Origin of the sequence: Virgisporangium ochraceum, assembly GCF_016863655.1 — a bacterium.
In the GTDB taxonomy this organism is placed as follows: Bacteria; Actinomycetota; Actinomycetes; order Mycobacteriales; family Micromonosporaceae; genus Virgisporangium; species Virgisporangium ochraceum.
Genome location: NZ_BOPH01000020.1, coordinates 69,680 through 92,345 on the forward strand (window position 1 = coordinate 69,680; position 22,666 = coordinate 92,345).

At 74.7% G+C, this 22,666-nt stretch carries 27 protein-coding genes; 8 read left to right on the forward strand and 19 right to left on the reverse strand.

The features are described from left to right. Positions 1-11: 11 nt before the first annotated feature. Complete coding sequence (locus Voc01_RS07955; RefSeq protein WP_203926635.1) at positions 12-872, forward strand: TolB family protein; 861 nt, start codon at positions 12-14, stop codon at positions 870-872. A gap of 14 nt (positions 873-886) precedes the next feature. On the opposite strand, the gene Voc01_RS07960 is transcribed toward Voc01_RS07955, so the two are convergent. Next, the gene (locus tag Voc01_RS07960) at positions 887-1,465 is read right to left on the reverse strand and encodes a 3'-5' exonuclease (RefSeq protein ID WP_203926636.1); all 579 of its coding nucleotides are present in this window, start codon (positions 1,463-1,465) and stop codon (positions 887-889) included. Positions 1,466-1,475: 10 nt separating this feature from the next. Further along, positions 1,476-1,841: a winged helix-turn-helix transcriptional regulator gene (locus Voc01_RS07965; protein WP_203926637.1), complete on the reverse strand. Its 366-nt coding sequence runs from the start codon at positions 1,839-1,841 to the stop codon at positions 1,476-1,478. Positions 1,842-1,897: 56 nt separating this feature from the next. Here Voc01_RS07965 and Voc01_RS07970 point away from each other — a divergent pair, with 56 nt between their 5' ends. Together Voc01_RS07970 and Voc01_RS07975 are read left to right on the forward strand one after the other, a co-directional pair. Next, complete coding sequence (locus Voc01_RS07970; RefSeq protein WP_203926638.1) at positions 1,898-2,734, forward strand: SDR family oxidoreductase; 837 nt, start codon at positions 1,898-1,900, stop codon at positions 2,732-2,734. Between the two features lie 38 nt (positions 2,735-2,772). Continuing rightward, on the forward strand, positions 2,773-3,654 hold the full coding sequence (locus Voc01_RS07975; protein WP_203926639.1) for an RNA polymerase sigma-70 factor: 882 nt from the start codon (positions 2,773-2,775) through the stop codon (positions 3,652-3,654). Here Voc01_RS07975 and Voc01_RS07980 read toward each other — a convergent pair whose 3' ends face one another. The 4 genes from Voc01_RS07980 to Voc01_RS07995 all read right to left on the reverse strand — a co-directional run bounded on the left by Voc01_RS07980 (position 3,655) and on the right by Voc01_RS07995 (position 7,599). Then, on the reverse strand, positions 3,655-4,794 hold the full coding sequence (locus tag Voc01_RS07980; protein ID WP_203926640.1) for a barstar family protein: 1,140 nt from the start codon (positions 4,792-4,794) through the stop codon (positions 3,655-3,657). Between the two features lie 67 nt (positions 4,795-4,861). After that, positions 4,862-6,316: a hypothetical protein gene (locus Voc01_RS07985; RefSeq protein ID WP_203926641.1), complete on the reverse strand. Its 1,455-nt coding sequence runs from the start codon at positions 6,314-6,316 to the stop codon at positions 4,862-4,864. A gap of 42 nt (positions 6,317-6,358) precedes the next feature. Beyond that, positions 6,359-7,087 (reverse strand): phytanoyl-CoA dioxygenase family protein, encoded by a 729-nt coding sequence (locus Voc01_RS07990; protein WP_203926642.1) that lies wholly within the window; start codon positions 7,085-7,087, stop codon positions 6,359-6,361. 149 nt (positions 7,088-7,236) lie between these two features. Continuing rightward, complete coding sequence (locus tag Voc01_RS07995) at positions 7,237-7,599, reverse strand: VOC family protein (RefSeq protein WP_203926643.1); 363 nt, start codon at positions 7,597-7,599, stop codon at positions 7,237-7,239. Positions 7,600-7,667: 68 nt separating this feature from the next. Here Voc01_RS07995 and Voc01_RS08000 point away from each other — a divergent pair, with 68 nt between their 5' ends. After that, positions 7,668-8,021 (forward strand): helix-turn-helix transcriptional regulator, encoded by a 354-nt coding sequence (locus tag Voc01_RS08000; protein ID WP_203926644.1) that lies wholly within the window; start codon positions 7,668-7,670, stop codon positions 8,019-8,021. After that, positions 8,018-8,458, forward strand: coding sequence for a hypothetical protein (locus Voc01_RS08005; protein ID WP_203926645.1), 441 nt, complete (start codon positions 8,018-8,020; stop codon positions 8,456-8,458). The genes Voc01_RS08000 and Voc01_RS08005 overlap by 4 nt, the downstream gene beginning before the upstream one ends. 1 nt (position 8,459) lies before the next feature. On the opposite strand, the gene Voc01_RS08010 is transcribed toward Voc01_RS08005, so the two are convergent. The 8 genes from Voc01_RS08010 to Voc01_RS08045 all read right to left on the reverse strand — a co-directional run bounded on the left by Voc01_RS08010 (position 8,460) and on the right by Voc01_RS08045 (position 14,692). Continuing rightward, on the reverse strand, positions 8,460-8,858 hold the full coding sequence (locus Voc01_RS08010) for a RidA family protein (RefSeq protein WP_203926646.1): 399 nt from the start codon (positions 8,856-8,858) through the stop codon (positions 8,460-8,462). A 22-nt stretch (positions 8,859-8,880) separates the two neighbouring features. Continuing rightward, positions 8,881-9,540: an orotidine-5'-phosphate decarboxylase gene (gene pyrF / locus Voc01_RS08015; protein ID WP_203926647.1), complete on the reverse strand. Its 660-nt coding sequence runs from the start codon at positions 9,538-9,540 to the stop codon at positions 8,881-8,883. Further along, positions 9,537-10,064, reverse strand: a complete 528-nt coding sequence (gene pyrE / locus Voc01_RS08020; protein ID WP_203926767.1) for an orotate phosphoribosyltransferase — start codon at positions 10,062-10,064, stop codon at positions 9,537-9,539. Before pyrE ends, pyrF begins: the two co-directional genes overlap by 4 nt. After that, positions 10,058-10,999 (reverse strand): aldo/keto reductase, encoded by a 942-nt coding sequence (locus Voc01_RS08025; RefSeq protein ID WP_203926648.1) that lies wholly within the window; start codon positions 10,997-10,999, stop codon positions 10,058-10,060. Before Voc01_RS08025 ends, pyrE begins: the two co-directional genes overlap by 7 nt. Positions 11,000-11,042: 43 nt before the next feature. Next, entirely contained in the window at positions 11,043-11,897 is an 855-nt protein-coding gene (locus tag Voc01_RS08030; protein WP_203926649.1) for an MBL fold metallo-hydrolase, read from the reverse strand. Between the two features lie 63 nt (positions 11,898-11,960). Then, positions 11,961-12,617 carry a maleylpyruvate isomerase N-terminal domain-containing protein gene (locus Voc01_RS08035; protein WP_203926650.1) on the reverse strand — a complete coding sequence of 219 codons (657 nt, stop codon included), beginning with the start codon at positions 12,615-12,617 and terminating at the stop codon, positions 11,961-11,963. A gap of 33 nt (positions 12,618-12,650) precedes the next feature. After that, a complete protein-coding gene (locus Voc01_RS08040) occupies positions 12,651-13,310 on the reverse strand; it encodes a hypothetical protein (protein WP_203926651.1) in 660 nt (219 codons plus the stop codon). Positions 13,311-13,315: 5 nt separating this feature from the next. Then, positions 13,316-14,692, reverse strand: a complete 1,377-nt coding sequence (locus Voc01_RS08045) for a serine hydrolase domain-containing protein (protein ID WP_203926652.1) — start codon at positions 14,690-14,692, stop codon at positions 13,316-13,318. A 25-nt stretch (positions 14,693-14,717) separates the two neighbouring features. Between Voc01_RS08045 and Voc01_RS08050 the strand changes: the two genes are divergently transcribed. Beyond that, positions 14,718-15,425, forward strand: coding sequence for an MOSC domain-containing protein (locus Voc01_RS08050; protein ID WP_203926653.1), 708 nt, complete (start codon positions 14,718-14,720; stop codon positions 15,423-15,425). 15 nt (positions 15,426-15,440) lie between these two features. Then, a complete protein-coding gene (locus Voc01_RS08055) occupies positions 15,441-15,674 on the forward strand; it encodes an N-acetyltransferase (RefSeq protein WP_203926654.1) in 234 nt (77 codons plus the stop codon). Here Voc01_RS08055 and Voc01_RS08060 read toward each other — a convergent pair. Both Voc01_RS08060 and Voc01_RS08065 read right to left on the reverse strand, forming a co-directional pair. Further along, the gene (locus tag Voc01_RS08060; RefSeq protein ID WP_203926655.1) at positions 15,646-16,590 is read right to left on the reverse strand and encodes a phosphotransferase enzyme family protein; all 945 of its coding nucleotides are present in this window, start codon (positions 16,588-16,590) and stop codon (positions 15,646-15,648) included. The genes Voc01_RS08055 and Voc01_RS08060 overlap by 29 nt on opposite strands. Continuing rightward, complete coding sequence (locus tag Voc01_RS08065) at positions 16,587-16,961, reverse strand: DUF2750 domain-containing protein (RefSeq protein WP_203926656.1); 375 nt, start codon at positions 16,959-16,961, stop codon at positions 16,587-16,589. Before Voc01_RS08065 ends, Voc01_RS08060 begins: the two co-directional genes overlap by 4 nt. A gap of 40 nt (positions 16,962-17,001) precedes the next feature. Between Voc01_RS08065 and Voc01_RS08070 the strand changes: the two genes are divergently transcribed. Further along, positions 17,002-18,321 carry an outer membrane protein assembly factor BamB family protein gene (locus tag Voc01_RS08070; protein WP_203926657.1) on the forward strand — a complete coding sequence of 440 codons (1,320 nt, stop codon included), beginning with the start codon at positions 17,002-17,004 and terminating at the stop codon, positions 18,319-18,321. Here the strand turns inward: Voc01_RS08070 and Voc01_RS08075 are convergent. From Voc01_RS08075 to Voc01_RS08085, 3 genes are read right to left on the reverse strand one after another with little or no spacing between them, the layout of a single operon-like run. After that, entirely contained in the window at positions 18,287-19,999 is a 1,713-nt protein-coding gene (locus tag Voc01_RS08075) for an ABC transporter ATP-binding protein (RefSeq protein WP_203926658.1), read from the reverse strand. The genes Voc01_RS08070 and Voc01_RS08075 overlap by 35 nt on opposite strands. Then, positions 19,996-21,696, reverse strand: a complete 1,701-nt coding sequence (locus Voc01_RS08080) for an ABC transporter ATP-binding protein (RefSeq protein WP_203926659.1) — start codon at positions 21,694-21,696, stop codon at positions 19,996-19,998. Before Voc01_RS08080 ends, Voc01_RS08075 begins: the two co-directional genes overlap by 4 nt. Continuing rightward, positions 21,696-22,604, reverse strand: coding sequence for an alpha/beta hydrolase (locus Voc01_RS08085; RefSeq protein ID WP_239160036.1), 909 nt, complete (start codon positions 22,602-22,604; stop codon positions 21,696-21,698). The genes Voc01_RS08080 and Voc01_RS08085 overlap by 1 nt, the downstream gene beginning before the upstream one ends. Positions 22,605-22,666 lie beyond the last annotated feature (62 nt).

Below are 22,666 nucleotides of genomic sequence, written 5' to 3' on the forward strand. Positions count from 1 at the left end.
GAGAGGAACCCATGGCGTACCGCACGCTCGCGCACGGACAGCGCGCGCAGATCCACCTCGGCGGCCCCGCGACAGCGCGGGCCGACCTGCTGTTCGAGACCGACGAGCTGCTGCTCGAAGCGCCGAACTGGTCACCGAAAGGGTTGTTCCTCAACGGGAACGGCCGGCTGTGGCGCCTGGACCCCGACGCGCCGGAGCTCGAACCGATCGGGTTCGACGGCCTGCCCGACATCAACAACGACCACGTGCTCGACCCGGACGGCGAGCACATCTACCTGTCCGCCAACGACGGGCACATCTACCGCGGCGCGCTCACCGGCGGTGCCGTCGAACGCGTCACGCCCGACGACGGCCACTGGCACTTCCTGCACGGCGTCTCGCCCGACGGCAAGCGCCTGGCCTACGTGGAGCTGACGGACTTCAGCGACCCGGGCCGGCTCGCCGTCCTCGAACCGCCGGGTCGACCGTCCATCATGGACACCGGCCCGAAGCACATCGACGGACCCGAGTGGTCGCCCGACGGCGCCTGGATCTACTTCAACACCGAGGGCTTCACGGACAGGCCCGGGCACGCCCAGCTGGCCCGCGTTCCCGATGCGGGTGGACCGGCGCAGCGGCTGGTCGCGAGCGACACCGTCGACTGGTTCCCCCACCTGTCGCCCGACTCGCGGTACGCGTCGTACATCGCGTTCCCCGCCGGAACGCTCGGCCACCCCGCCGACCTCGACGTCGAGGTGCGCGTGGTCGCGACGTCGGACTGGGCGACCCCGCTGCAGAACTACCCGCTGTTCGGCGGCCAGGGGACGATCAACGTGAACAGCTGGTCACCGGACAGCACGCGGTTCGCGTTCGTGTCCTACCCGCGCGCGTGAGCCGGCGCGCGGACTCAGCCCACCCGCGCGCGTGAGCCGGGCCAGACGCCCGCGTCGACGAGCGTGAGCACGAGCGCCGCGATGTTCCACGCGTCGTCGGCACCGTTGTGGTGCCGGCCCTCCAGCGGCAGCCCCGCGTGCGCGAGCGCGCGGGCCATGCCCATGGGCCGCCGGAGGTTGTGCGCCTCGGCGTAGCGCGCCTTCGCGTTGACGTGCCGCGGCGCGAACGGGTACGGCACGCCGGCCGCGGCGCACTGCCGCTCGAACTGCTTGCGGTCGTAGTCGCCCCAGCTGGCCCACCGCCGCGACCCGGCCCCGTACCGGTCGACCAGCAGCGCGCACGCCTCGGCGAAGCCGACGCCGGTGTCGACCTGCTCCTGGGTGAGGCCGGTCAGCTCCGTGCAGAACGCGCTGACCCGCGACCGTCGCGGCCGCACCAGGATGTCGGCGCGCTCCACCCGGGTGTGCGCGTGGACGTCGACGACGCACAGCCCGATCTGGATGATCTCGTTGACCTGCCCGGCCGGCGGCGTGCCGTCCCAGCACGTCGCCTCCACGTCGATGACGGTGAGGTAGCGGTCGGTTCCGGACATGCGCCGCAGCCTATCGGCGTCGCGTCAGCGCCGCGTCGTAGTTTCCGCGGGCGCGGTGGACGTTCGGCAGGTTCTCGGTGGTCCACGTGGCCAGGTGGGCGAAGAGCGGGCCGAGGCTCCGGCCGAGGTCGCTGATCTCGTACTCCACCCGGGGCGGCACCTCCGGGTGGTAGGTCCGCGTCACCAGTCCGTCGCGTTCGAGCTGGCGCAGGCGCTGGGTGAGCACCTTCGGCGTGATCGTGGTGATGCGGCGCTCGAGCTCGACGAAGCGCTGCCGCCCGTACTCGTTGAGCACCCACAGGATCGGGGTGGTCCAGCGACTGAAGACGATGTCGACGACCGGCGCGATCGGGCACGCCTCCTCCGGGTCCACCATGGATAGTCACTTTCCCCTAGGTACCTACTGTCTTGGGGATAGTAGCGTCGCCGACCATGTACGTGATCTCAGGAGCAACAGGAAACGTGGGACGGCCGCTCGTGCGGGCGCTCGCCGCATCGGGTGCGTCGGTGCGGGCCGTGTCGCGGACCGCGCCGCCGACCCTGCCGGACGGCGTCACCCACCACCGCGCCGACCTGACCGACCCGGAGAGCCTGCGGCCGGTGGTGGCCGGCGCCGAGGCGGTCTTCCTGCTGGTGTCCGGCGCCGGCGCGCACCTCGACGCGCCGGCGATCCTCGACGTCATCAAGGCCGGCGGCGCGCGGCGGGTGGTGCTGCTCTCCTCGCAGGCGGCCGGCACGCGGCCCGGGTCGCCGTCGCACGCGCCGCTGCGCGCGTGGGAGGACACCGTGCGGGGTTCGGGTCTGGACGCGGTGATGCTGCGCCCGGGCGGGTTCGCGTCGAACGCGTTCGCGTGGGCCGACGCCGTGCGACGCACGCGCACGGTCACCGCGCCGTTCGGCGACGTCGGCCTGCCCGTGGTCGATCCCGACGACATCGCCGCGGTCGCGGCGGAGGTGCTGCGTGACGGGTGGCACGCCGGCCGGGTCTACGAGCTGACCGGTCCGCAGCCGTGTACGCCCCGGCAGCGGGCCGCGGCGATCGGCGCGGCGCTGGGCGAGCCGGTGCGGTTCGTGGAGCAGACGCCCGCCGAGGCCCGCGCGCAGCTCCTGACGTTCATGCCCGAGCCGGTCGCCGACGGCACGCTGGCGATCCTGGGTTCGCCGACACCGGAAGAGGTGCGGGTGAGCCCACACGTGGCGGAGATCCTCGGGCGGCCGGCGCTTCCCTTCACCGGCTGGGCGGAGCGCAACGTCGAGGCCTTCCGCTAGGTGTGTCACATTCCGGCCGCGGGCGGCATCGTACTGGCATGACCAAGGCCGCGACCGACGCGTTCGTCACCCATCGCAACCTGCTGTTCACCGTCGCCTACGAGATGCTCGGCTCGGCCGCCGACGCCGAGGACGTGCTGCAGGAGACGTGGTTGCGGTGGGTCGGCGTCGATCTCGACGAGGTGCGCGACCAGCGGGCCTACCTGGTGCGGATCACCACCCGCCTGGCGCTGACCCGGCTCCGGACGCTGCGCCGCCGCAGGGAGTCCTACATCGGGCCGTGGCTGCCCGAGCCGCTGCTGACCTCGCCCGACGTGGCCGAGGACGTCGAACTGGCCGACAGCGTGTCGATGGCGATGCTGCTGGTGCTGGAGACGCTCGGCCCGACCGAGCGGGCGGTGTTCGTCCTGCGGGAGGTCTTCGACCTGCCGTACGAGGAGATCGCGGCCACGGTCGCCCGGAGCGCGGCGACCGTGCGCCAGATCGCCCACCGGGCCCGCGCGCACGTCGCCGCGCGCCGGCCGCGTGGAAGCGTCTCGCCGGCACAGGCGCGGGCGGCGCTGGAGGCGTTCCAGCGGGCGACGGAGACCGGCGACCTGCGGCACCTGCTCGACATTCTGGCGCCCGACGTCGTCCTGCTCGGAGACGGCGGCGGGGTGGTGCAGGCCGTGCAGCGGCCGATCGTCGGCGCCGACAAGGTGTCGCGGCTGCTGCTGGCCGGGTTCGGCAAGGTCGCCGGGCTGGCGACGATCGAGCCGGCGCAGGTCAACGGCTGGCCGGCGCTGATCCTGCGGATGGGCGGCGCGATCGACACCGTGCTCGCGGTTCGCATCGACGACGGTCGCATCTCCGGGTTGTACGCGGTCCGCAACCCGGAGAAGCTGTCCCGGATCGGCACTGAGACGGCCGTCAGCCGCTGATCACCGGAGCGACACCGTGACACCGTGTTCGGCGAACAGGCCCAGCAGGGCGTCGAGGGTGACCGCCGGTCCCAGCCGGCGCCGGTCGTAGCCGTCGACCAGGTGGGCGCGGGCGACCGCGGAGTCGTGCCACACGAGCGTGAACGGGTCCCCGCCCAGGCAGTCGTCGAGGGCGTCGAGGTTCCAGCCGAAGTAGCCGCCGGGACCGTCGACCGCCTCGCCGAGCGCGCAGTAGAACCCCTCCACGTCGGTGACGTACCGGCCGTCGAGGTCGTAGGTCGTGCCGGGTGGACGGTCGGTGCCGCCCGTCCAGTGCCCCAGCGCCACCCCGGCCCAGTGGTGACGAAGGTTCCGGTCGTACCCGGCCCACAGGTTCGGCTCGGTGGGCCGACCGGCCCGCCACCTGTCCAGGATCCCCGCCAGCCCGGCCGGCAGCGGCTCCCTCGGTACACTGTGGACGGTCACGTCGAGCAGTCCGGCGCCGGCACCCGACGGCCCGGCCGCAACGACCGTGCCGGCGACCTCTGCGTCGATCACCCGGTTCGCCGACCCGTCGCCGGCGACGAGATGGACCTCCGCGCGCAGATACCGCCGGTGCGGGCTCACCCCGTCGATCGCCTTGCGCAGATGGGGTTCCGGCCGGCAGCCGAGCAGCCGCACCGTCGGCACCGGTGCCGGTGCCTGTTCGCGGAACACCCCGGTGACGTCGTGGCAGGTGCCGTAGGGCGTGTCATCGGGCGCGAGGAGCGCGAACCGCGGGATACCGGAGGGCCGGGCCACCGCGTCGGTGCGGTCGTCGACGACCAAGAACCCGTCGAGGTCGAGGTCGACGGTGCCGGGCACGGTCGCGCTGGGCCGCCGGCCGAGCACCGTGACGTCGGCGAGGACCTCTCCCGCGAACACCGACGGGTCACCGACCACGAGGTCCCCGAGCCACCCGTCCACGGCGAGCGGACCCTCCGGCACACAGCCGACGAGCGTGAAGCGTTCCCGTGCCCGCGGCGGCAGGTCGACGAACAGCCCCTCGATGTCGAGGCACAGCCCGAGGCTTACGTCGCCCTCGAAGAAGCGGCCGGCGCCCAGGTCGCCGGTGAGCAGCCACCTCGGCGCCTCGGCGTGGTCCCAGGCCCATCGACGCATGGACGGACTCTAGCGTCAGGAGATGGCGTACCGCCGGCCTCCGTTGTCGCCGGACACCGCGGGACCGTCACGCGGGGATCCGCGGCGCGAGCTGCACGGGGGTGAGGCCCGCCGGGACGTCGAGCGGGGTCGGCCGGCACACCAGGCCGGCGCCCGCGCACGTCCAGACGTGCCGGAAGTCGTTGCCCGCGAGCATGGCGGCCGTGACGCCGTCGCGCCAGATGAGGTCGACCACCGGACCCGGCAGGCCGGTGACCGGCTCGAACCCGGCCCGCCCGCTGAGCATCGCCGGTAGCGGCGCGACGTACACCGCCCCGAACGGACCAGGCACCGCGGTGTACCGGCCACCCGGCGACACGGCCGCCCAGCGCCCGCGCAGGGCCACGTCGTCGACGACCACCCCGAAGCCGCACCGCAGCGCCGGGCCGACCGGCCGGAAGAGGTCGGGCACCCGCAGGATGCAGTCGAGCGTTCCGTCGCGCTGGTGGATGACCACCTCGCCGTTCGCGGCGCCGAGGTAGGTCCCCTCGAACGGGCTCGGCGTCTGCAGGTACGGCCGGCCGGGCATCCAGCGGTCGTACCGCCAGTGGCCGCCGTCGTCGCGCACGCTGACGAGGGCGGTGACCGCGTCCCAGTTGACGATGCGCACGTGCGCCGGCAGGTCGGCGGCCGACGCCCGCGTCGCGTCGGGAAGCGACCGCACGGCGACGCCGCCCGCGGTACCCGGCGGTCGGGAGTCGACGAGCACCTGCGTACCCGTGCCGTCGACCCAGAACTCCCCCGGGCCCAGGTCGAAGACGTCGCCGCCCCGCAGGTACAGGACGTTGCCCCGCTTGACCACCCACCCCGACGGCACCTTGACCGCGGCGCTCACCGGTCCGCCCGGGGGCAGCGGGGTCGCGGCGCCCTCCCGGTCGACGAGCACCGGGGTGCGCGTGGCCGCCCGCGGCGCGTCGTACACGACGTCGGTGGGGCGGCCGGTGGGCTCGGCCGGCGGCGGCCCGGTCTCCTCGGCCGGCGCCGTCGGCACCGCCAGCCGGTAGTGGACGCCCGTGCCGTCGGCCGGCCGCAGGATCGCGGCGCCCAGGCCGGCGAGCAGCACCGCGGCGGCGGCCAACACGGTGAACCGGCCCAGGACCGGACGCACCCCGTACCGCGGCCCCGCCAGCACCTCGCCGTCGAGGTCGGCGTAGACGGTGACCGCGCCCACGCGGTGACGGCTGAACGGACGCGTCCAGGGCCGACCGGTGCTCAAGAGGATCTCGCGCTCGCGCCCCGGCGACAGGTGCAGGTGTTCCGGCTCGGTCGGTACCGGCCCGGCCGACGACCAGTCGTCGACGGCGAACAGCCGCATCCGTGCCGCGACGGGACCGTCGTTGCGCACGCGCAGGGTCACGACGCTGGCGGGCGGCCGCCCCGTCGTGACCGCGTCGACCACGGTCATCGACACGGCGGTCATCGACAAGGTAGGGCCGCCGACGGCGCGCACGCCACCGGAGACCGTGAGATCGTCTGGGGACATCGGGCCCACCCCCGACCTCACCATACGCCGGTTCACCGGTCGTCACGCCCGGCGAATGATCTCCACCAGCATCATCCGTGGCCGCGTGGCGGTGTTCGGGGCGGCGGCGTGCAGGGTCCGCGGGTGCATGAGCACCGCGTCGCCCGCGTCGCCGGTCAACTCGCGCAGCGCCACGCCGGGGCCGGCGTCGGCGGCGACGGGGCGGCCCGCCCACAGGTCGCGCAGCCAGGGATGCGCGTCGGCGAGGGCGGTGCGCACGTCCGCCGGGCGCCAGGTCCCGGTGGCGGCGATGTGTCCGTTCACCAGCCGATGGGACCCGGTGAGCACGGCCGTTCCACCCCCGTGCTCCGCCACGGGCGCGAGGAACACGAACACCGTGACGCCGGGCAGGTCGTGGTCGGGTCCGAAGGAGTCGAGGTGCCACCCGGCGGTGGGCGCGCTCCACCGCGTGTCGGGGTCGGGGAACGTGAGGAGCGGCAGCCCCCACCGGTCCGGCGGCTGCCAGCCACCCGCGCCGAACAGGTCGTCGAGGGCGGCCCGGACGTCGTCGGAGGCCATGGCGGCGAACGTGCCCGACCGGCGCAGCGCCTGCAGCCGCCGGGGTGTGCCGGGCGGCCAGGTCTCCGGGCGGTGCGGGTCGATCCCGCGCTCGGCGGACAGGAACTTCCAGAAGCCGTCGTGCATCGCGGCGACGGACTCGCCGGGCACCGCACCCGGTAGGCGCACCACGCCGTGGCGCTCGAACTCCTCACGCTGGGACAGGGTGAGCATGCGTGTCTCCCTCCGGCCCCCGGGGAACACCGGCCGGAGCGAGGCCGCCCGAGCCGGGCCACCACGAGGGCGACTCGACTTCGGGTGCATCGACAGCTGCCCGAACGTCCGACCACCGTAGAACACCGGCCACGGCCGCACACCGCCATTTACGCCGGCGGCGACCCTCCCGGCGCGGCGAGCGCCGCCACCAGCTCGTAGACGTTGCCATCGGGTCCGCGGAAGTGCTGCCAGGTCGGGCCGGGCCCACCCACCAGCTCGACGCCCGCCGCCCGGAGCCCGGCCACCGCGGCGGGCAGGTCGCGCACCGTGAACCCGGCCACCGGGCCGGTGTCGAAGTGGGCCTTGCCCGGGTACGCGGGGTCGAAGACTTCGACGTTGTTGCCGTCGGGCAGCGTGAACACCCAGAAGCCGGGCTCGGTGTGCGTCGCGCGCAGTCCGAGCACGTTCGCGTAGAAGTTGGCCAGCGCGCGGGCGTGGGGGGTGCGGGTGCCGAGCCATCCCAGTGCCATGACGTCCATGGCAACCATCGAACACCAGCGGCTTGCTGTTGGGAAGATATCTTCCTAACATGGCGTGCATGCCTCCCCGCAAGCCCGGAACGCTACTGCCGATCGAGGTGGAGATCCTGACCACCGCCCTCGCCGTGCACCGCGCCGGCCGGTCGACGTTCCACGGGTTCGGGCTCGCGCAGGCCATGCGGGAGCAGCGCGGGTCGCGGTCGCTGACCGCGCACGGCACGCTCTACAAGGCCCTCGGCCGGCTCGAGGAACTGGGCCTGCTCGCCTCCACCTGGGAGGACGGGCCGGCCGCCGAGGGGCGGCCCCGGCGCCGCCTGTACGAGCTCACCGGCAGGGGTGTCCAGGTCGCCGACCGGGCCCGTGCCGACCTGGCCGCCGGCCGGGTTCCGCGCTTCGCGCCGGGGGCGGCATGAGGCCGGGCCGCATGACGCCGGAGCGGGCCGCCGACCTCACCACCCGGTGGGTCCGGTGGTACACGCGGCGGCTGCCCGCACCGGTCGCCGAACGGCGGATCGACGAGATCCGCGCCGACCTGCACGACCACATCGCCCACGAACGGGCGTGCGGCACCAGCGACCGGCGCACCGCGCTGAGCGTCCTGTCGCGGCTGGTCCGCGGCGTGGCCGCGGACACCGTCTGGCGCCACCGCGTCCGACCCTGGATCGGAGACCTCATGAAGACCATCGCCATCGCCGTGGTCGTGATCGCCATCGGCGTCGCGGCCATGGCCTACGCGCAGGAGGACGACTCGCCGGGCCTCGGGATGATCGGCCTGGTGCTGATCCTCGGCTCGATCGGTGTCACCGCGCGCAGCGTCTACCGGCGGCGCAAGGGTGCCGGTCGCCGGTGAGTCACCGGACGGCGGCGACGGCCTCCACCTCGACGAGCTGGTCGCGGTAGCCGAGAACGGTGACGCCGAGCAGCGTGCTGGGCGCGTCGTGGTCGCCGAAGTGGCGGCGTACGACGTCCCACGCGGTGACCAGGTCGTCGCGGTCGCGCGTGGCGACGTACACCGTCGACTTGACGACGTCGGCGAGCCCGACGCCGGCCGACGCCAGCGCGACCCGCAGGTTGACCATCACCTGCTCGGCCTGGCCGGCCACGTCGCCGACCGCGACGGTGTCGCCGTTGGCGTCGAGAGGGCAGGCGCCGGCGGTGAACACGAGGCGCCGCACGTCGTCGGCCACGGCGGCGTAGGCGTAGGGCGCCGTGTCGGTGAGCTCTTCCACCCGGATCAGGTCGACGGTCATCGGCGCATGATCGCAGACCCGGTCACCGGACCGCGAGCGCATTCCTGACGGCCGTGAGCGCGGCCAGCGGGTCCCCTGCCTTCGCCACGGCGCGACCGATGACGACGTGGCTCGCCCCGGCACCCACCGCGGCCACCGCCTCGGCGGGTGTCGCCACCCCCGGCGTGACGACGAGCGGATCCGGCCCGAGGACGGCCCGCAGCGACGGGGCGGAACGCGCGGCGGCGACCACACCGTGGCAGCCGGCGCGGTGCGCCAGCCGGGCCAGCCGCAGCGTCTGCTCCCCCACCGTGGCGTCGACACCGACCGCCGCGAGGTCGGCGTCACCGAGGCTGGTCACGACCGTCAACGCGAGCACCCGCAGCCCCGGGACGTCGGCGGCCGCGCCGACCGCGGCGTCGAGGACCGCCGGTCCGCCCGTGGCGTGCACGGTGACCATGGACACACCCAGCCGGCCGGCGGCGCGGACCGCTGCCGCGACGGACGCGGGGATCTCGAACAACTTGAGGTCGAGGAAGACCTCCTTCCCCTTGCCCACCAACGTGTTCACGACGGCCGGACCGGCGGACGTCAACAGCTCCAGGCCGACCTTGTACGACGGCGCCGCGTCACCCAGCCGGTCTACCACCGCCACCGCGTCGGCGGCGTTGTCGAAGTCGAGCGCCACGATGACGGCGCTCACGCCCGGACCGCCGCCTCCAGCCCGGCCCTGGTGAGCGCCGGCCGCAGCACCAGGGACTCGGCGGCCAGGTTCGCTGCCCCGCCCTGTTCGCGGTCGATGGCGCAGACGACCAGGTCGACGACGGCGCCGGCCGCGCGCAGGTCGCGGCACGAGGCCAGGAGCGCGCCTCCGGTGGTCACCACGTCTTCGACCACGACGACCCGGCGGCCCGCGACGGCGCCGCCCTCGGCGAGCTTCGCGGTGCCGTACTCCTTGGCCTGCTTGCGGACGAAGACCGTCGGCAGGCCGGTCAGCTGCGACATGACCGTGGCGATCGGGATGCCGCCCAGCTCCATGCCGGCGAGCACGTCGCATTCGTCGGGCAGCAGCGCGACCATCGCCTCCGCGACGTCGCGCAGCAGGGCCGGCTGCGCCTCGAACAGGTACTTGTCGAAGTACTCGTGGCTCACCTGGCCCGACCGCAACCGGAACGTGCCGGTGAGGTGGCAGGCCTCGTAGACCCGGCGGGCGAGGGCGCTCACCAGTCGAGCGGTTTCGCGGCGAGGCGGGTGTCGTACCACGACCGGACCGCGGCGACACTGTCCGCGGGCAACGGTTCCGCGACGGCGCGCAGGCTCGACTCCAGCTGCGCGACCGACTTGGTGCCCGGGATCACCGTGCTCACCGCGTCGTAGGCCAGCAGGAACCGCAACGCGCCCTCGACCGGACCGACCCCGGCGGGCAGCAGCGCCCGGAACTCCTCGACGAGCGCGGCCCGCACCGCGATGTCCTCGCGCGACCACCGCGCGCGGACGTCGGTGAACTGGCTGTCGGCGGTGTAACGCCCCGACAGCCACCCGGACTCCAACGGCACCTTGATGATGGTGCCGACACCCTTGTCGCGCGCCCGGCCCATCGCCGCCCACGGCTCCTGGTACAGCGCCGACAACCGGACCTCCAGCGCCGTCGACGCGCTGGTCTCCAGCACCGTGTCGATGTCGGCGCCCCGGTCGACGGACGAGCCGTAGGCGCGGATGGTACCCTTGTCGACCAGCCGCTGCAGCACCTCGTAATGGTCGCCGCGCGAACCGTCGAGGATCTCCGGCGGCGGGTTGTGCAGCACGACGACGTCGACGTGGTCGACGTTCATCCGGCGGGCGCTGCGCTCGACGGACGCCTCGATCGCGTCGGCCGACCAGTTGGTCTCCCCCTCCGGGGTGTAGCCGAACTTGGTGCAGATCACCGGCCTGCGGTCCGTTGTGGACAGCGCGCGGCCGATGTTCACCTCGCTGGCGCCGTCGGCGTACCCGGGCGCGGTGTCGATGAACGCCACTCCCGCGTCGAGAGCGGCGTGCACGATGCGCACCGCCTCGGCCTCGTCGGGCCCGTCGGGCCAGTTCGCCGACCGGCCCAGCTGCCAGGCGCCCAGCCCGATGGCGCTCACGTCGATACCGGTCGAACCGAACGGTCTGCTCTCCACGGCACCACCCTATCGACGCCGGGGTGCGCCGGTGCCGGCGAGGTCAGCTCCGCAATTCGTTCACCGCAACCAGTTCCGCCGCTGGTTCCGCCGCTGGTTCCGCCGCTAGTTCCGCCGCGACCGCGTCGGCGCCCAGGGCGACCATCCACGACAGCGGCGCGTCGGGCAGGAACGCGGTCATCACCGCCGTCAGTTCGGCGCGCTGCGCGTCGGACAGCGACGGCGCGCCGGCCGCGAGCCGCCGGACGGTCTCGCGGTACATCATCAGGTAGCGGCGCTGGTCGGCCAGCATTCCGACGTCGCCCGGCCCGCCGTGGCCGGGGAGCAGCCGGAAGCCGGCCAGCGCGGCGGTGAGCGTGTCGAGCGCCTCCAGCCACTCCCCCGTATGGCCGTCGGCGGTGTACGGGTGCGTGCCGTGGAAGGCGAGGTCGCCGATGAACGCCACGTCGCCGAGCGTCAGGTAGGAGTCGGCGTGGCTCTCGGCGGCGCCCACGACGCGCAGCGTGAAGCGCAGGCCGCCCAGGTCGACGGCGTCGCCGTCGGCGAGACGGTGGTCGGGGACGCGGTGCCGGTCGGGCCACTCGGCGCCGTACACCGGTTGCCACTGCTCGCGTTTGGCGTCGGCGATCGCGGCGATCGTGTCGGCGACGTCGGCCGAGGCGTAGACGGGAACGTCGTCGCCGGCCAGCGTCGGCAGCCCGTTGAAGTGGTCGGGGTGCGCGTGCGTGACGAACACGCCGAGCAGCGGCTTGCGCAGGGCCGCCAGGCGGGCGGCGAGCGCGTTCACGTCGGACTGCAGCAGGTTGGCGTCGACCAGCACGACGCCCTCGTCGGCCTCGACGAGGTAGCTGTTGACGAGCAGACCCGCCTCGGCGGCGGTGTAGGTGTGGATTCGCACGTCTCCGACGCTAGAACCGATACGGGGCGCCGGACAGAAGGCACTTCGCGGTGCCCATGGTTCTCAGCCCAGCGCCAGCCACGTGACGCCGGCGGCGCGCAACCGGCCGGCCGCCGTGCCGTCGTCGTCGGCCCGGCCGGTGGCGGCGCGCACGAGGATCATCGGGTCACCGGTCCAGGACCCCGTCGGGACGAGCAGGCCGGTCACCACGGCGAGCGCGCCGCCGTCCGTCCACGGTGGACGGTCGAGCGCGTCGGCGAGGTCGAGCCCGTGCACCACCAGTTCCACGACGCGCGTCACCATGAAGTCGGCCAGCCGCATCGCGTCTCCGTGGCGGGTGCGCACCACGCGGTCCGGATCCTCCCGCGCCACCGCGGCGTGGGCGTCGCGCCAGGTCCGCCCGAAGCGGGCGGCGAGCGCCGCACCCGATCCGGCCCGCGCCGCGGCGGAGACGGCGCCGTCGATGCGTTCGCTGTTCGTCGCCGGCGAGAACCGGACGTCGGGACGGTAGTAGCCGGCCGCGTCGGTGTCGGCGGTGGGCGGCGCCGGCTCCGCCAGCATGAGGATGACGCGGTCGGTGGCCATGCCCACGTGGGCCAGCAACGCGCGGACCGTCCACGGTGGACACCGGGTCGGCCGGTCGTACCCGGCCTCGGTCACCGACTCCAGGGCCGCGGAGAGGTTGGCCGCCTCCGCGGCGAGCGCCGTGTTCTCACGCATGCTGCCGGTCCGCGGGACACCCGGCGTCGTCGTTCACGACCCCACGCTATCCGTTCGGCGGGCGTCCGCCGCGGCGAGGGCGGCGCGCATCGCCGCGCGCTCCGCCTCGTCCCACGGGCCCGAGTGGGTGAGCGGGATCTCGGTCATGAACCGCCGTTCCGGCTGGGGGATCCGCGCGGCGACCAGGTCGGGGTCGGTGGCCGCCGCCGCGTACAGGGCCGGCCCGTCGGCGTAGAACAGGTCGAGGACCACCAGCCGCCCGTCGGCGGCGCGCATCACGTTGGCCGGGTTGGTGTCCAGCGGTCCGCACCATGGAAGGTCGCGCCGCGCCCGCTCGTGGACCCGGTGCACGACACCGACGAGGTCGGCCACCTCCGGGGTCCGCTCCCCGATCGCCCGGTGGAACGCGGCGGCCTCGTCCGCCGGCACCGGCCGCAGCCACTCCAGCACCTGGAGGTCGCCGCCCCCGGCGAGCCGCCGGTGCTCGAACAGCACCGGAACCTGACGGGTGTGCGCCGCCTCCCGGTACAGCGCCGCCGAGTACGGCCCGGTCGGGTCGAACGGGCTGATCCGCGCGACGGTGGCGCCGTCGGGCGAACGCAGGGCGACCGCCCAGTCGCCGGCGCCGCACGGCGTCCAGCCGTCGTCGCGGAGGGCGTGCTCGACGTCCCGGTGGGTCCGTGTCTCCGCCATGCGCGTCACCCCGGTTCGCCCGGCGTTTCCCTCGGCATGGCGCGGCTGTTGTACAGGTACCGGCCGTCGTCGATGAAGACAAGCTGGGGGTGCACGCCCTCGTCGGGTTCGGCGCCGACGAAGCGGTCGTCGCCGAGCGGGACGTACCGGGCGGTCTTCGGCTCCTCGCCGATCTCGACGAACATGCCCTTCGGAATCGTGGTGACGTCGAGGCCGCCGTCGGCGGCGACAATCTCGTACGTGCCGGCCGGCGAGGAGTAGCGGCCCACGTAGGCGGCCGGGTCGACGGGCACCGGCTCGGCCGGCGGCCGCACCCGCGGCGGCAGCCGGAGGTCGGCGGACTCGGCCAGCACCGCGGCGAGCACGTCGTCGATGAGCGCGCCACCCGCGCCGCCGTTGACGGTCACCGCCACCACCACGTCGCGGTCGGGCACGACGCGCCAGCACGTGCCCTGGCCGATCGTCCCGCCGTCGTGGCCGACGACCGGCACGCCGTCCCACTCGAACAGCATGAAACCGAGTCCCCACCGGGCCGTGTAGCGCTCGCCCAGCCACGGCAGCGTGACCTGCGGTTCGCACATCGCCGCGAACGTACCGGCGGGAAGGACCCGGGTGCCGTCGGCGGCGACGCCGTCGGCGAGGAACATGCGGCCGAAGCGCACCAGCTCGCGCGGTGCCGCGCAGGGCGTGGCACCGGCCGGCGCGTTCGAGCGCGGGATCTGCCACTGCGACGTGACGCGCTGCGGACCACCGTTCGTGCCGGGCAGGTGCCCGACCGCGGCCCGGAACAGGATCGCCTCCTCCGCGAACAACGCCATGTGGGTGGCACCGAGCGGACCGATGAGCCGCTCGCGCAGCACCGACTCCCAGGTGCCGCCGCGCAGCCTCGAGACGAGCGCGCCGAGGACGTTGTACCCCGCGTTGCAGTACGAGAACAGCTCGCCCGGCGGGTGCACCTGCCGGGCACCGGTGCGCATGAACGCGAGCAGCCGGTCGACCGCGTCGTCGCCGCGGCCGGTGTCCTCGAACAGGTCGCCGTCGAACCCGCCGGTGTGCGACAGCAGCTGGCGCACGGTGACCGACGCGCTCGCCGCGGCGTCGAGCACGCCGAACTCCGGCAGGTACCGGCGCACCGGCGCGTCCAGGTCGACGAGCCCCTCGTCGACGAGCTGCATCACCAGCGCCGCGGTCCACACCTTGGTGACCGAGCCGATCTGGAACAGCGTGTCCGTGGTGGTACCGACGCCGGTGCCACGGTTGACCACCCCGGTCGCCGCCTCCACGAGCACGTCACCGACGCCGACCGCGATCGCGGCGCCGGGAACGTCGTGACGGGTGGCGGCCCCGTCGAGCCAGCGCTGGAGGTTCGGAAGGGCAGACATGTCAGCCAACGGTACCGTCGACAGCGTGAAGATCGTCGAAGTCCGCCGGTTCCCGGTCAAGTCGATGCGCGGCGAGGTGGTGCCGTCCGCGGAGATCGGTGCGCGCGGCCTCGCCGGTGACCGGTGGTGGGCGGTCCGCGACCCCGACGGGAAACTCGGCAGCGGCAAGAGCACCCGGCGGTTCCGGCGGATGCCGGGGCTCTTCGGGTTCCGCGCGTACGCGGCGGACCCGGCTCCGATAGTCGAGCTCCCCGACGGCAGGCGCTTCGCCGCCGACGACCCGGCCGGCCACCGCGCGGTCGGCGAGGTGCTCGGTCGCACGGTGACCCTCGCGCCGGAGACCGCGGTCAGCCACTACGACGAGGGACCGGTCAGCCTGCTCACCACGGCGTCGGTGCGCGCCCTCGAAGCCCTCACCGGCGGAGACGTGGAACCGCTCCGGTTCCGGGCGAACCTGCTGATCGACGTCCCCGGCGACGGGTTCCCGGAGGACGACTGGCCCGGGCGCCGGCTGCGCGTCGGCGCGGAGGCGGTGCTGCGGATCGTCCGTCCGCTCACCCGGTGCGTGATGATCGACATGGCCCAGGGACCGGCGCGCGAGCGCAACGACCTCCTCAGGACGCTCGCCCGGCACCACGACCTGACGCTGGGCGTCTTCGCCACGGTGGAGCGGCCCGGCCGGGTCGCCGTCGACGACACGTGCGCATGGGAGGTCGGTCGGGACGGTCGATGAGCCGCCGGTGTCGGGGTGCGGACGGGCGCGGTGCCGCAGCTGCTCGGCCCGCGCGGACGCGCCCTCGGCTACCGGGTCGCGCGGCTGGAGACAGCGGTGTTCATGCGCGAAGCGCAGGCGCTGTACCGGTCGCTGGGTTTCCGGGAGCGGCCCGTGTTCGAGGGCTCCGAGGCCGGCCTGTCCGGCCTCGACGCGCTGATGCTCTACATGGAGCTGCGGCTCAGCGCACCGCCTCCAGCAGCGCGGTGAGCCGGGCGCGGGTGTGCGGGTCGTCGAGGGTCTCGCGGATCCACGCCTCCGAGCCGGCCCGGTCAGGGTTGCGGGCGTTCGGCTGCAGCCAGTCGGTGGCGGCGGCCTCCGTGATGTGTCCCAGCTGGGCGATGAGCATCGAGAAGCGACCCGGCCGGTCGACGGCCGCCGGCCCACCCGCGCCGGTGTAGGCCGACACCAGCGCCCGCGCGCGGCCGGGGTCGGAGCGCCCGAACTCGAACAGCACGCACCCGAGCTCCTGGTGCGGGTCGGCCGGGCCGCTGTTCTCCCAGTCGATCACGCACAGCCCGCCGTCGGCGGTGGGCAGGACGTTGTCGGCCCACAGGTCGCAGTGACAGGCCCGCAGGTCCGCCGGCGGCTCCAGCCACGACTCCATCGCGACCAGTTCGTCGCGCAGCTCCGCGAGCCGCCCGGCGAACGGCGCGCCCTCCGCGCGCAGCCGCGCCACCAGCCGGTCCCAGCCGTCGGCACCCAGCGGCTCGGTGTACCAGGGGTGCACCGGACCGTCGGCCGGAAAGTCGACCCGATGGATGGCGGCCACCGCGGCACCCACCGCTTCCGGGTCCAGCAGCGGGTCGGGCCGGCCGAGGTCGACCCACCCGTACACCCGCACCTGCCGGTCACCGAGCCGGGCGAAGATCCGCCCGTCGGTGGTCCGGCGCACCGGCGGCACGGGCACGCCCGCGGCGTGGGCCGCCTCGTGGAACCGGGTCGACGCGTCGACCTCGCCCTCGTCGGTCTCCCGGAAGGGGACCTTCACCGCCCAGCGGCCGTCGGCCGTGACCAGCCGCCACACCTCACCCTGTTTGCCCTTGGCGACCGGACCGTCGGACAGCGCCACCGCCCGGCCGAGCCCGAAGCGGTCGGCCACCTCGGCGGCCAGTGGGGCGGTCACCGCGACCCCTCGGCGTAGGGGCCCTCCCCCAGCGCGTGGTCGAGCCGGTTGAGGACCTCGGCCACCGTGAACTCCCAGCCGACCAGGCGGTCTCCCGTCCAGTTGATGCCGACGAGGTACCCGTCACCGGCGAGGTCGGGCAGCGCCCGCTCGCGCCACACGTCCAACGGCATGGAGACCGCGCGCAGGCCGCCGCCCCACGTGTCGGCGGCCCGCCGCGCCCTCGCCTCCGAGGACCAGTACGGGAACGCCCGCTGGCCGCCACCGGTCTCCGGCGCCGGGCTGCCCCCGTCGTCGCCGACCCACCACACCTGACGGTGCTCGGCGACCTCGCGGAAGAACGCGGCGGCCTGGCTCCCACTCTGGCTCACGAACGGTGACGCTAGCGCGGTCGTGGGTCATGCTGTCAGGGTGGGTGGCGCCGTCATCGAGCTGGGCCTCGCCGAACCGTGGGAGGACGAACCACCTCCCCCGCGGCGCTGGCCGCCACGGCTTCCGCGCTGGCTGCTGCCCGCGGTGGTCACCGCCGCGACGCTCCTGACGCTGGGCGCGGCCGCCGCGCCGAAGCGGTGGGACCCGGTCCTGTCGCAGCGCGACCCGAACACGGCGCTGCGCTTCGCGTCCGACGACACCGCGTTCCTCACCACCCAGCGCATCCGCAGCGGCCGCCTGCAGGCCTTCCGACCCGGCCGGTCCGCTCCACTGTGGACGGTCAACTTCCCGAACGGGTTCCCGTCGCCGTACCTCGTCGGCGACCCCGGCCTGGTGACGGTGTCGGTGTTCGACTCCGACCCCGACGGACAGGGCGCCCGCGACGCCGTACAGGGGCGCGACGCCCGCACCGGCCGGCTGCTGTGGACCCGCACCGGCCGCGACGTGCTCGTCGTCGGCGCCGACACGACCGTCCTGGTCGACCGTGGCTCCGACCGCGTCGCGCCGGCCGGAGCCACGGTGGGCACGCCGGCCCAGACGATCGAGGCCGTCGACCGGCGCACCGGCGAGACCCGGTGGAGCCGGGTCGTCGACGCCGCAACGGTGGTCCGCACGCGCGAGGCGTCCGACGGCCGTCCCGACGCCGTCGTCGAGCTCGCCACCGACGGGCGGCTGCGGATCAGCGACCCGTCTACCGGCGACCCCATCCGCGAGCACCGGCTCGCGCTCACCGGCACACCGCTCAACGTCGAGGTCAAGGGCGGGCTCGCGATCGTCTTCCAGCAGCGGAGCGAGCTCGACGACCTGACCGTCGCCTACGACCTCGCGACCGGCGTGGAACGCTGGCGCCACAACTCCCGGTTCTCCACCTTCTGCGGCGACCGCTACCTGTGCACGGCGACGCCCGAGCAGATGATGGTCGCCGACCTGGCCGCCGGCGAGATCCGGTACCGGGGCCGCGGCGACCGCTTCCTGGTACGCGGCGACCGCCTGGTCGTGTCGTGGCCGGCCGTCCGGCCCCGGTCGGGCGCCACCGAGGTCCGCGACCTGCGCACCGGCCGGAGGCTGCACACCTACCCGGGCTGGGCCTACGCCGGCTCCGACCGCACCGGCACCCTGCTCAGCCAGGAGACCTCCGGCGGGGGCCTGATGCTCGCCGCGCTCGACGTGGCCACCGGCCGGTTCAGCGTGATCGGGCGCGACACCCGGTGGACCGGCACGGCCACCTGCGTCCGGGGGGTCCGCTACGTCGGGTGCACGGGGCTCAACGGCGTCCGGATCTGGCCGCTGCCCCGCTGACCCCGTCCCAGAAGGCGGCGTACCGCCCGTCGGCCCGGAGCAGATCGTCGTGGTGACCGTCGGCCACGATGCGGCCGCCGTCGAGGAGGACCACCCGGTCGGCGCGGGTCGCGGACCGGACCCGGTGCGCCACCATCACCACGGTGCGGCCGGCCAGCAGACGCTCGACGCCGTCGTGCACGGCCGCCTCGTTGACCGGGTCCAGGGCCGACGTCACCTCGTCGAGCAGCACGATCGGCGCGTCCTTCAGCAGGGCCCGCGCGATCGACACCCGTTGGCGCTCGCCGCCCGAGAGCAGCGTGCCGCCCTCGCCGACGGCCGTGTCCCAGCCGTCGGGGAGGCGCTCGAGCACCTCGTCGAGGCCGGCGGCGGACGCCGCCGCGCGGACCTCGGCGTCGGTGGCGCCGGGACGCCCGAGGCGCACGTTCTCCGCGATCGTGCCGTCGAACAGGTACACGTCCTGGAAGACGATCGCGACGCGGTCCATCAGGTCCGCCGACGCCATCGCCCGGACGTCGACCCCGCCGACGCGCACCGCGCCCGCGGACACGTCGTGGAACCTCGCGACCAGCCGCAGCAGCGTGGACTTGCCGGCACCCGACGGGCCCACCACCGCGAGCCGCTGGCCCTGCGGCACCCGCAGCGTGAGGCCGTCGACCACGGTGCCGAAGGAGACCGCGTCGAACTCCAGGTCGTGGGCCACCGGCCGCACCGGGTCGGCCGGCTCCGGCAGCGGCGCGGTGCGCAGCACCGCGTCGAGGCGGGTCAGCTCGGTGCGGGCGCCGCGCAGGCGGCCGGCGAGGTCGGTCAGCGACAGCAGCGGGTCGGCGCACCGGGCGGCCAGCACCAGCACCGCCAGCACCTCGGCCGCGCCGACCCGGCCGTCGAGGGCCAGGTAGGCGCCCAGGGCGAGCAGCGCCGTGAATCCCGCCTGGACGGTCAGCGTCAGCCCGACGACGCCGGGCAGCGCCGACAGCGTCGAACGGCGGGACGCCCGCTCGACGTCGCGCAGCGCGCCGTCGAGGAGCGCGAACCGCTCCCCGGTGCGGCCGCCGGCCCGCAGCACCGGCTGGGCCTGCACGTACTCGATCACGCGGGCGGTGGCCTCCCGGTCGCGGTCGGCGCGGTCGGCGTCGGTCGCCGCCGTCGCGCGTCCCGAATGGACCTGCACCGCCGCGACCACCGGCACCGCGACGGCCGCCGCGAGACCCAGCCGCCAGTCGAACGCGGCCATGACCGCGACGATCGTCAGCGGGGTCACCGACGCGGAGACCAACGGGCCCAGCAGGTGCGCGATCACGCCCATCGCCTGCAGCACGCCGCGGCCGGCCAGCACCGACACCTCGCCGACCCGGCCGGCCGTGTACCAGCCGACCGGCAGCCGGGCCAGGTGGTCGCCGAGCCGGTGGTAGACGCCGCGCAGCAGCGTGGTGCCGACGCGGAAGCCGAGCAGGTCGGCCCCGTAGCGCAGGACCGCCGAGACCGACACCGCGGCCCCGAACGCGGCCAGCCACGGCCACGCGTCACCCGGCGTGCCACCGAGCAGCGCCCGGAGCACGGGCACCAGCAGCGCGTACGACAGCCCCTCGGCGACCGCGGCGACCGTCATCAGCGCCAGGGCGCGCCGCACCGGCCGGGCGAAGCCCGGCCCCAGCACGCGCAGCAGCAGGCGGATCACCGTGCCGCTCCGTGCAGGTGGGTCCGCCACAGCGCGGCGAACCGGCCGTCGCGGGCGATCAGGTCGTCGGGCCGGCCGCGCTCGACGACCGCGCCGTCCTCCAGTACCACCACCGTGTCGGCGCCGACGACCGTCTCCAGGCGGTGCGCGATCACCAGCACGGTGCGGCCGCCCGACAGCACGGACCGCACCGCCCGTTCGGTGACCGGGTCGGCGAACGCGGTCGCCTCGTCGAGCACGAGCACGGGGGTGTCGGCGAGCAGCGCCCGCGCGACCGAGATCCGCTGCGCCTCGCCGCCCGACAGCGTGACCCCGTCACCGAGGACCGAGTCGTAGCCGTGCTGCAGCGCGAGGATCCGGTCGTGGATGCCGGCCGCGGTCGCGGCGCGCACGACGTCGGCCCGGCCGCTGTGCGGCACGGCGAGCGCGATGTTGTCGGCGACCGACGCGCGCAGCAGCCGCACGTCCTGGAACACGAACGAGATCGTGCGGTACAGGTCGCGCTCGTCGACCTCGCGCAGGTCGACGCCGCCGAGCAGGATCCGGCCGGCGGTCGGGTCGAAGAACCGCGGCAGCAGCCGCACCAGCGTCGACTTCCCGCTGCCCGACGCCCCGACCAGCGCGGTGACCGTGCCGGGTTCGAGGGTCAGGTCGACGCCGCGCAGCACCTCCCGGCCGGAGTCGTAGGAGAACCGGACGCCGCGCAGCTCCACGCGGTGCCCGTCGGGCGCGGTCGGCCGGTCGGGGCGCGGCAGCGGCGGCACCGCGAGCACGTCGCGAATCCTGCCCACCGCGCGGCTGGCGGCCTGAACGTCGTCGAAGCCGTGGCCGAGCGCCGCCACCGGCGCGGTCAGGCCCAGCCCGAGCAGGATGAACGGCACCAGGTCCGCCGGGGGCAGGCTTCCGTCGGTGACCAGCACAGCGCCGCCGGTCAGCACGACCAGGAGCACGACCGGCGGCGACAGGGCGACCTGCATGCCCGCCGCGATCCCGGAGATCCCGCCGACCCACCGGACGAACGTGCCGACGAACCCGTCGACGGCCACGCGGTAGCGGCGGTGCGCCCGGTCGGCGCCACCGAACGCCTTGACCACCGCGATGCCCTGGACGAACTCCACGACCGAGGTCGCGACGGCGCCCATGGCCGCGTCGACGTCGCGCTGCTCCCGCGCCCGGGCCGGGGTCAGCATCAACGGGACCAGCGCCACGGCCACCAGCACCGGCGCGAGCGTCACCAGCGTCAGCCGCCAGTCGACGGTGACCAGGTACCCCAGCGACACCAGCGGAACGACGAACGCCGACACGAGCTCGCCCGGCGTGTGCGCGATGAACGGGTGCACCGCGCTCACATCCTCGCCGACCACCGTCGCCAGCTCGCCGGTGCGCCGCCGGGAGTACCACCCGAGCGGCACCCGCCCGAGCCGCCGCGCCAGCGTCCGCCGGAACGCGAGCTGCACCCGCCCGTCGAGCACGTGTGCCGTGCCGGACGCCGCGCCCGCGCACACCAGCCGGACGAGCAGGCCCACGGCGCCGGCGGCCACGGCCGTGCGCACGCGGGTCCCGTCGAGGGGGCCGGGCGCCAGCATCGCGCGTCCCAGCTCGACCACCGCCAGCAACGGAACGAGGCCCGCGACGCCCGCGACCACCTGGAGCACGACGACGGCCGCGAACCGCGGCAGGAAGGGCCTGAGCGTCATCAGTCGCCCACCGCCCGGCGCAGCGCCGCGCACAGCTCGGCGATCTGACGCTGCGAGATCTCCGCCGACAGGATCGCCTGCGACCCGTGGAACGTGCCCGCCCACTGGTGCAGCTCCACCGGCACGCCCGACTGCAGCAGCCGCAGCGCGTACAGGATGTCCTCGTCGCGGTTGGTGCACAGCTCCGCCGTGGTGACGTAGGCCGGCGGCAGGCCGGACAGGTCGACGGCCCGCGCCGGCGCCGCGTACGGCGACACGGGCGCGCCGTCGGCGGTCGGCCCGAGGTAGTACCGCCACAACGCCGCGACCTTGGCGGTGTTCATCCAGGGCGTGTCGGTGAACGTGCGCGCCGACCACGTCTCCATGCGGTCGTCCAGGGCGGGCTGGCTCAACAGCTGGAACCGGATCGGCGGGCCCTGCTCGTTGCGGGCCAGCAGCGCGAGCGCGGCCGCGATGCCGCCACCGGCGCTGTGCCCGCCGACCGCGATCCGGTCGGGGTCGACGCCCAGATCGGCGGCGTTCTCCGCGACCCACGTGAGCACCGCGTACGCGTCGTCGAGGCCGGCCGGGAACGGGTTCTCGGGTGCCAGCCGGTACCCGACCGAGACCACCGTGACGCCCGACCCGTCGGCCAGCCGCGCCGCCCACGGGTGCTCGGTGTCGAGGTCACCCATGACGAACCCGCCGCCGTGCAGCCACACGACCGCGCCCCGCGCGTCGTGCGGGCGGTAGATCCGCACCGGCACGTCCGGGTCGGCGGGCACGGTGCGGTCCTCGACCTTCAGGGTGGACAGGTCGGGCGCCGGCACCGACCCGGCCAGCGCCCGGAACTGGGTCCGCGCGGCGACCGGATCGGACAGGTCGGTGTGCGGGAACAGCACGGCGAACGCTTCGAGTTCGGGATCCATGCCGACCATCCTGGCCGGTCCGTTCCCGGCGGTCAGCCGACATCCGTCGCGCATCGCCGGGC

Bases quoted from the DNA above. Each gene is read 5' to 3' on its own strand.
- Voc01_RS07965 (WP_203926637.1), bottom strand. From the start codon at position 1,841: ATGGTGGACCCGGAGGAGGCGTGCCCGATCGCGCCGGTCGTCGACATC.
- Voc01_RS07960 (WP_203926636.1), bottom strand. From the start codon at position 1,465: ATGTCCGGAACCGACCGCTACCTCACCGTCATCGACGTGGAGGCGACG.
- Voc01_RS07990 (WP_203926642.1), bottom strand. From the start codon at position 7,087: ATGCTCACCCTGTCCCAGCGTGAGGAGTTCGAGCGCCACGGCGTGGTG.
- Voc01_RS07970 (WP_203926638.1), top strand. From the start codon at position 1,898: ATGTACGTGATCTCAGGAGCAACAGGAAACGTGGGACGGCCGCTCGTG.
- Voc01_RS07975 (WP_203926639.1), top strand. From the start codon at position 2,773: ATGACCAAGGCCGCGACCGACGCGTTCGTCACCCATCGCAACCTGCTG.
- Voc01_RS08000 (WP_203926644.1), top strand. From the start codon at position 7,668: ATGCCTCCCCGCAAGCCCGGAACGCTACTGCCGATCGAGGTGGAGATC.
- Voc01_RS08080 (WP_203926659.1), bottom strand. From the start codon at position 21,696: ATGACGCTCAGGCCCTTCCTGCCGCGGTTCGCGGCCGTCGTCGTGCTC.
- Voc01_RS07955 (WP_203926635.1), top strand. From the start codon at position 12: ATGGCGTACCGCACGCTCGCGCACGGACAGCGCGCGCAGATCCACCTC.
- Voc01_RS08040 (WP_203926651.1), bottom strand. From the start codon at position 13,310: ATGGCGGAGACACGGACCCACCGGGACGTCGAGCACGCCCTCCGCGAC.
- Voc01_RS07980 (WP_203926640.1), bottom strand. From the start codon at position 4,794: ATGCGTCGATGGGCCTGGGACCACGCCGAGGCGCCGAGGTGGCTGCTC.
- Voc01_RS07985 (WP_203926641.1), bottom strand. From the start codon at position 6,316: ATGTCCCCAGACGATCTCACGGTCTCCGGTGGCGTGCGCGCCGTCGGC.
- Voc01_RS08010 (WP_203926646.1), bottom strand. From the start codon at position 8,858: ATGACCGTCGACCTGATCCGGGTGGAAGAGCTCACCGACACGGCGCCC.
- Voc01_RS08085 (WP_239160036.1), bottom strand. From the start codon at position 22,604: ATGGATCCCGAACTCGAAGCGTTCGCCGTGCTGTTCCCGCACACCGAC.
- Voc01_RS07995 (WP_203926643.1), bottom strand. From the start codon at position 7,599: ATGGCACTGGGATGGCTCGGCACCCGCACCCCCCACGCCCGCGCGCTG.
- Voc01_RS08045 (WP_203926652.1), bottom strand. From the start codon at position 14,692: ATGTCTGCCCTTCCGAACCTCCAGCGCTGGCTCGACGGGGCCGCCACC.
- Voc01_RS08005 (WP_203926645.1), top strand. From the start codon at position 8,018: ATGAGGCCGGGCCGCATGACGCCGGAGCGGGCCGCCGACCTCACCACC.
- Voc01_RS08035 (WP_203926650.1), bottom strand. From the start codon at position 12,617: ATGCGTGAGAACACGGCGCTCGCCGCGGAGGCGGCCAACCTCTCCGCG.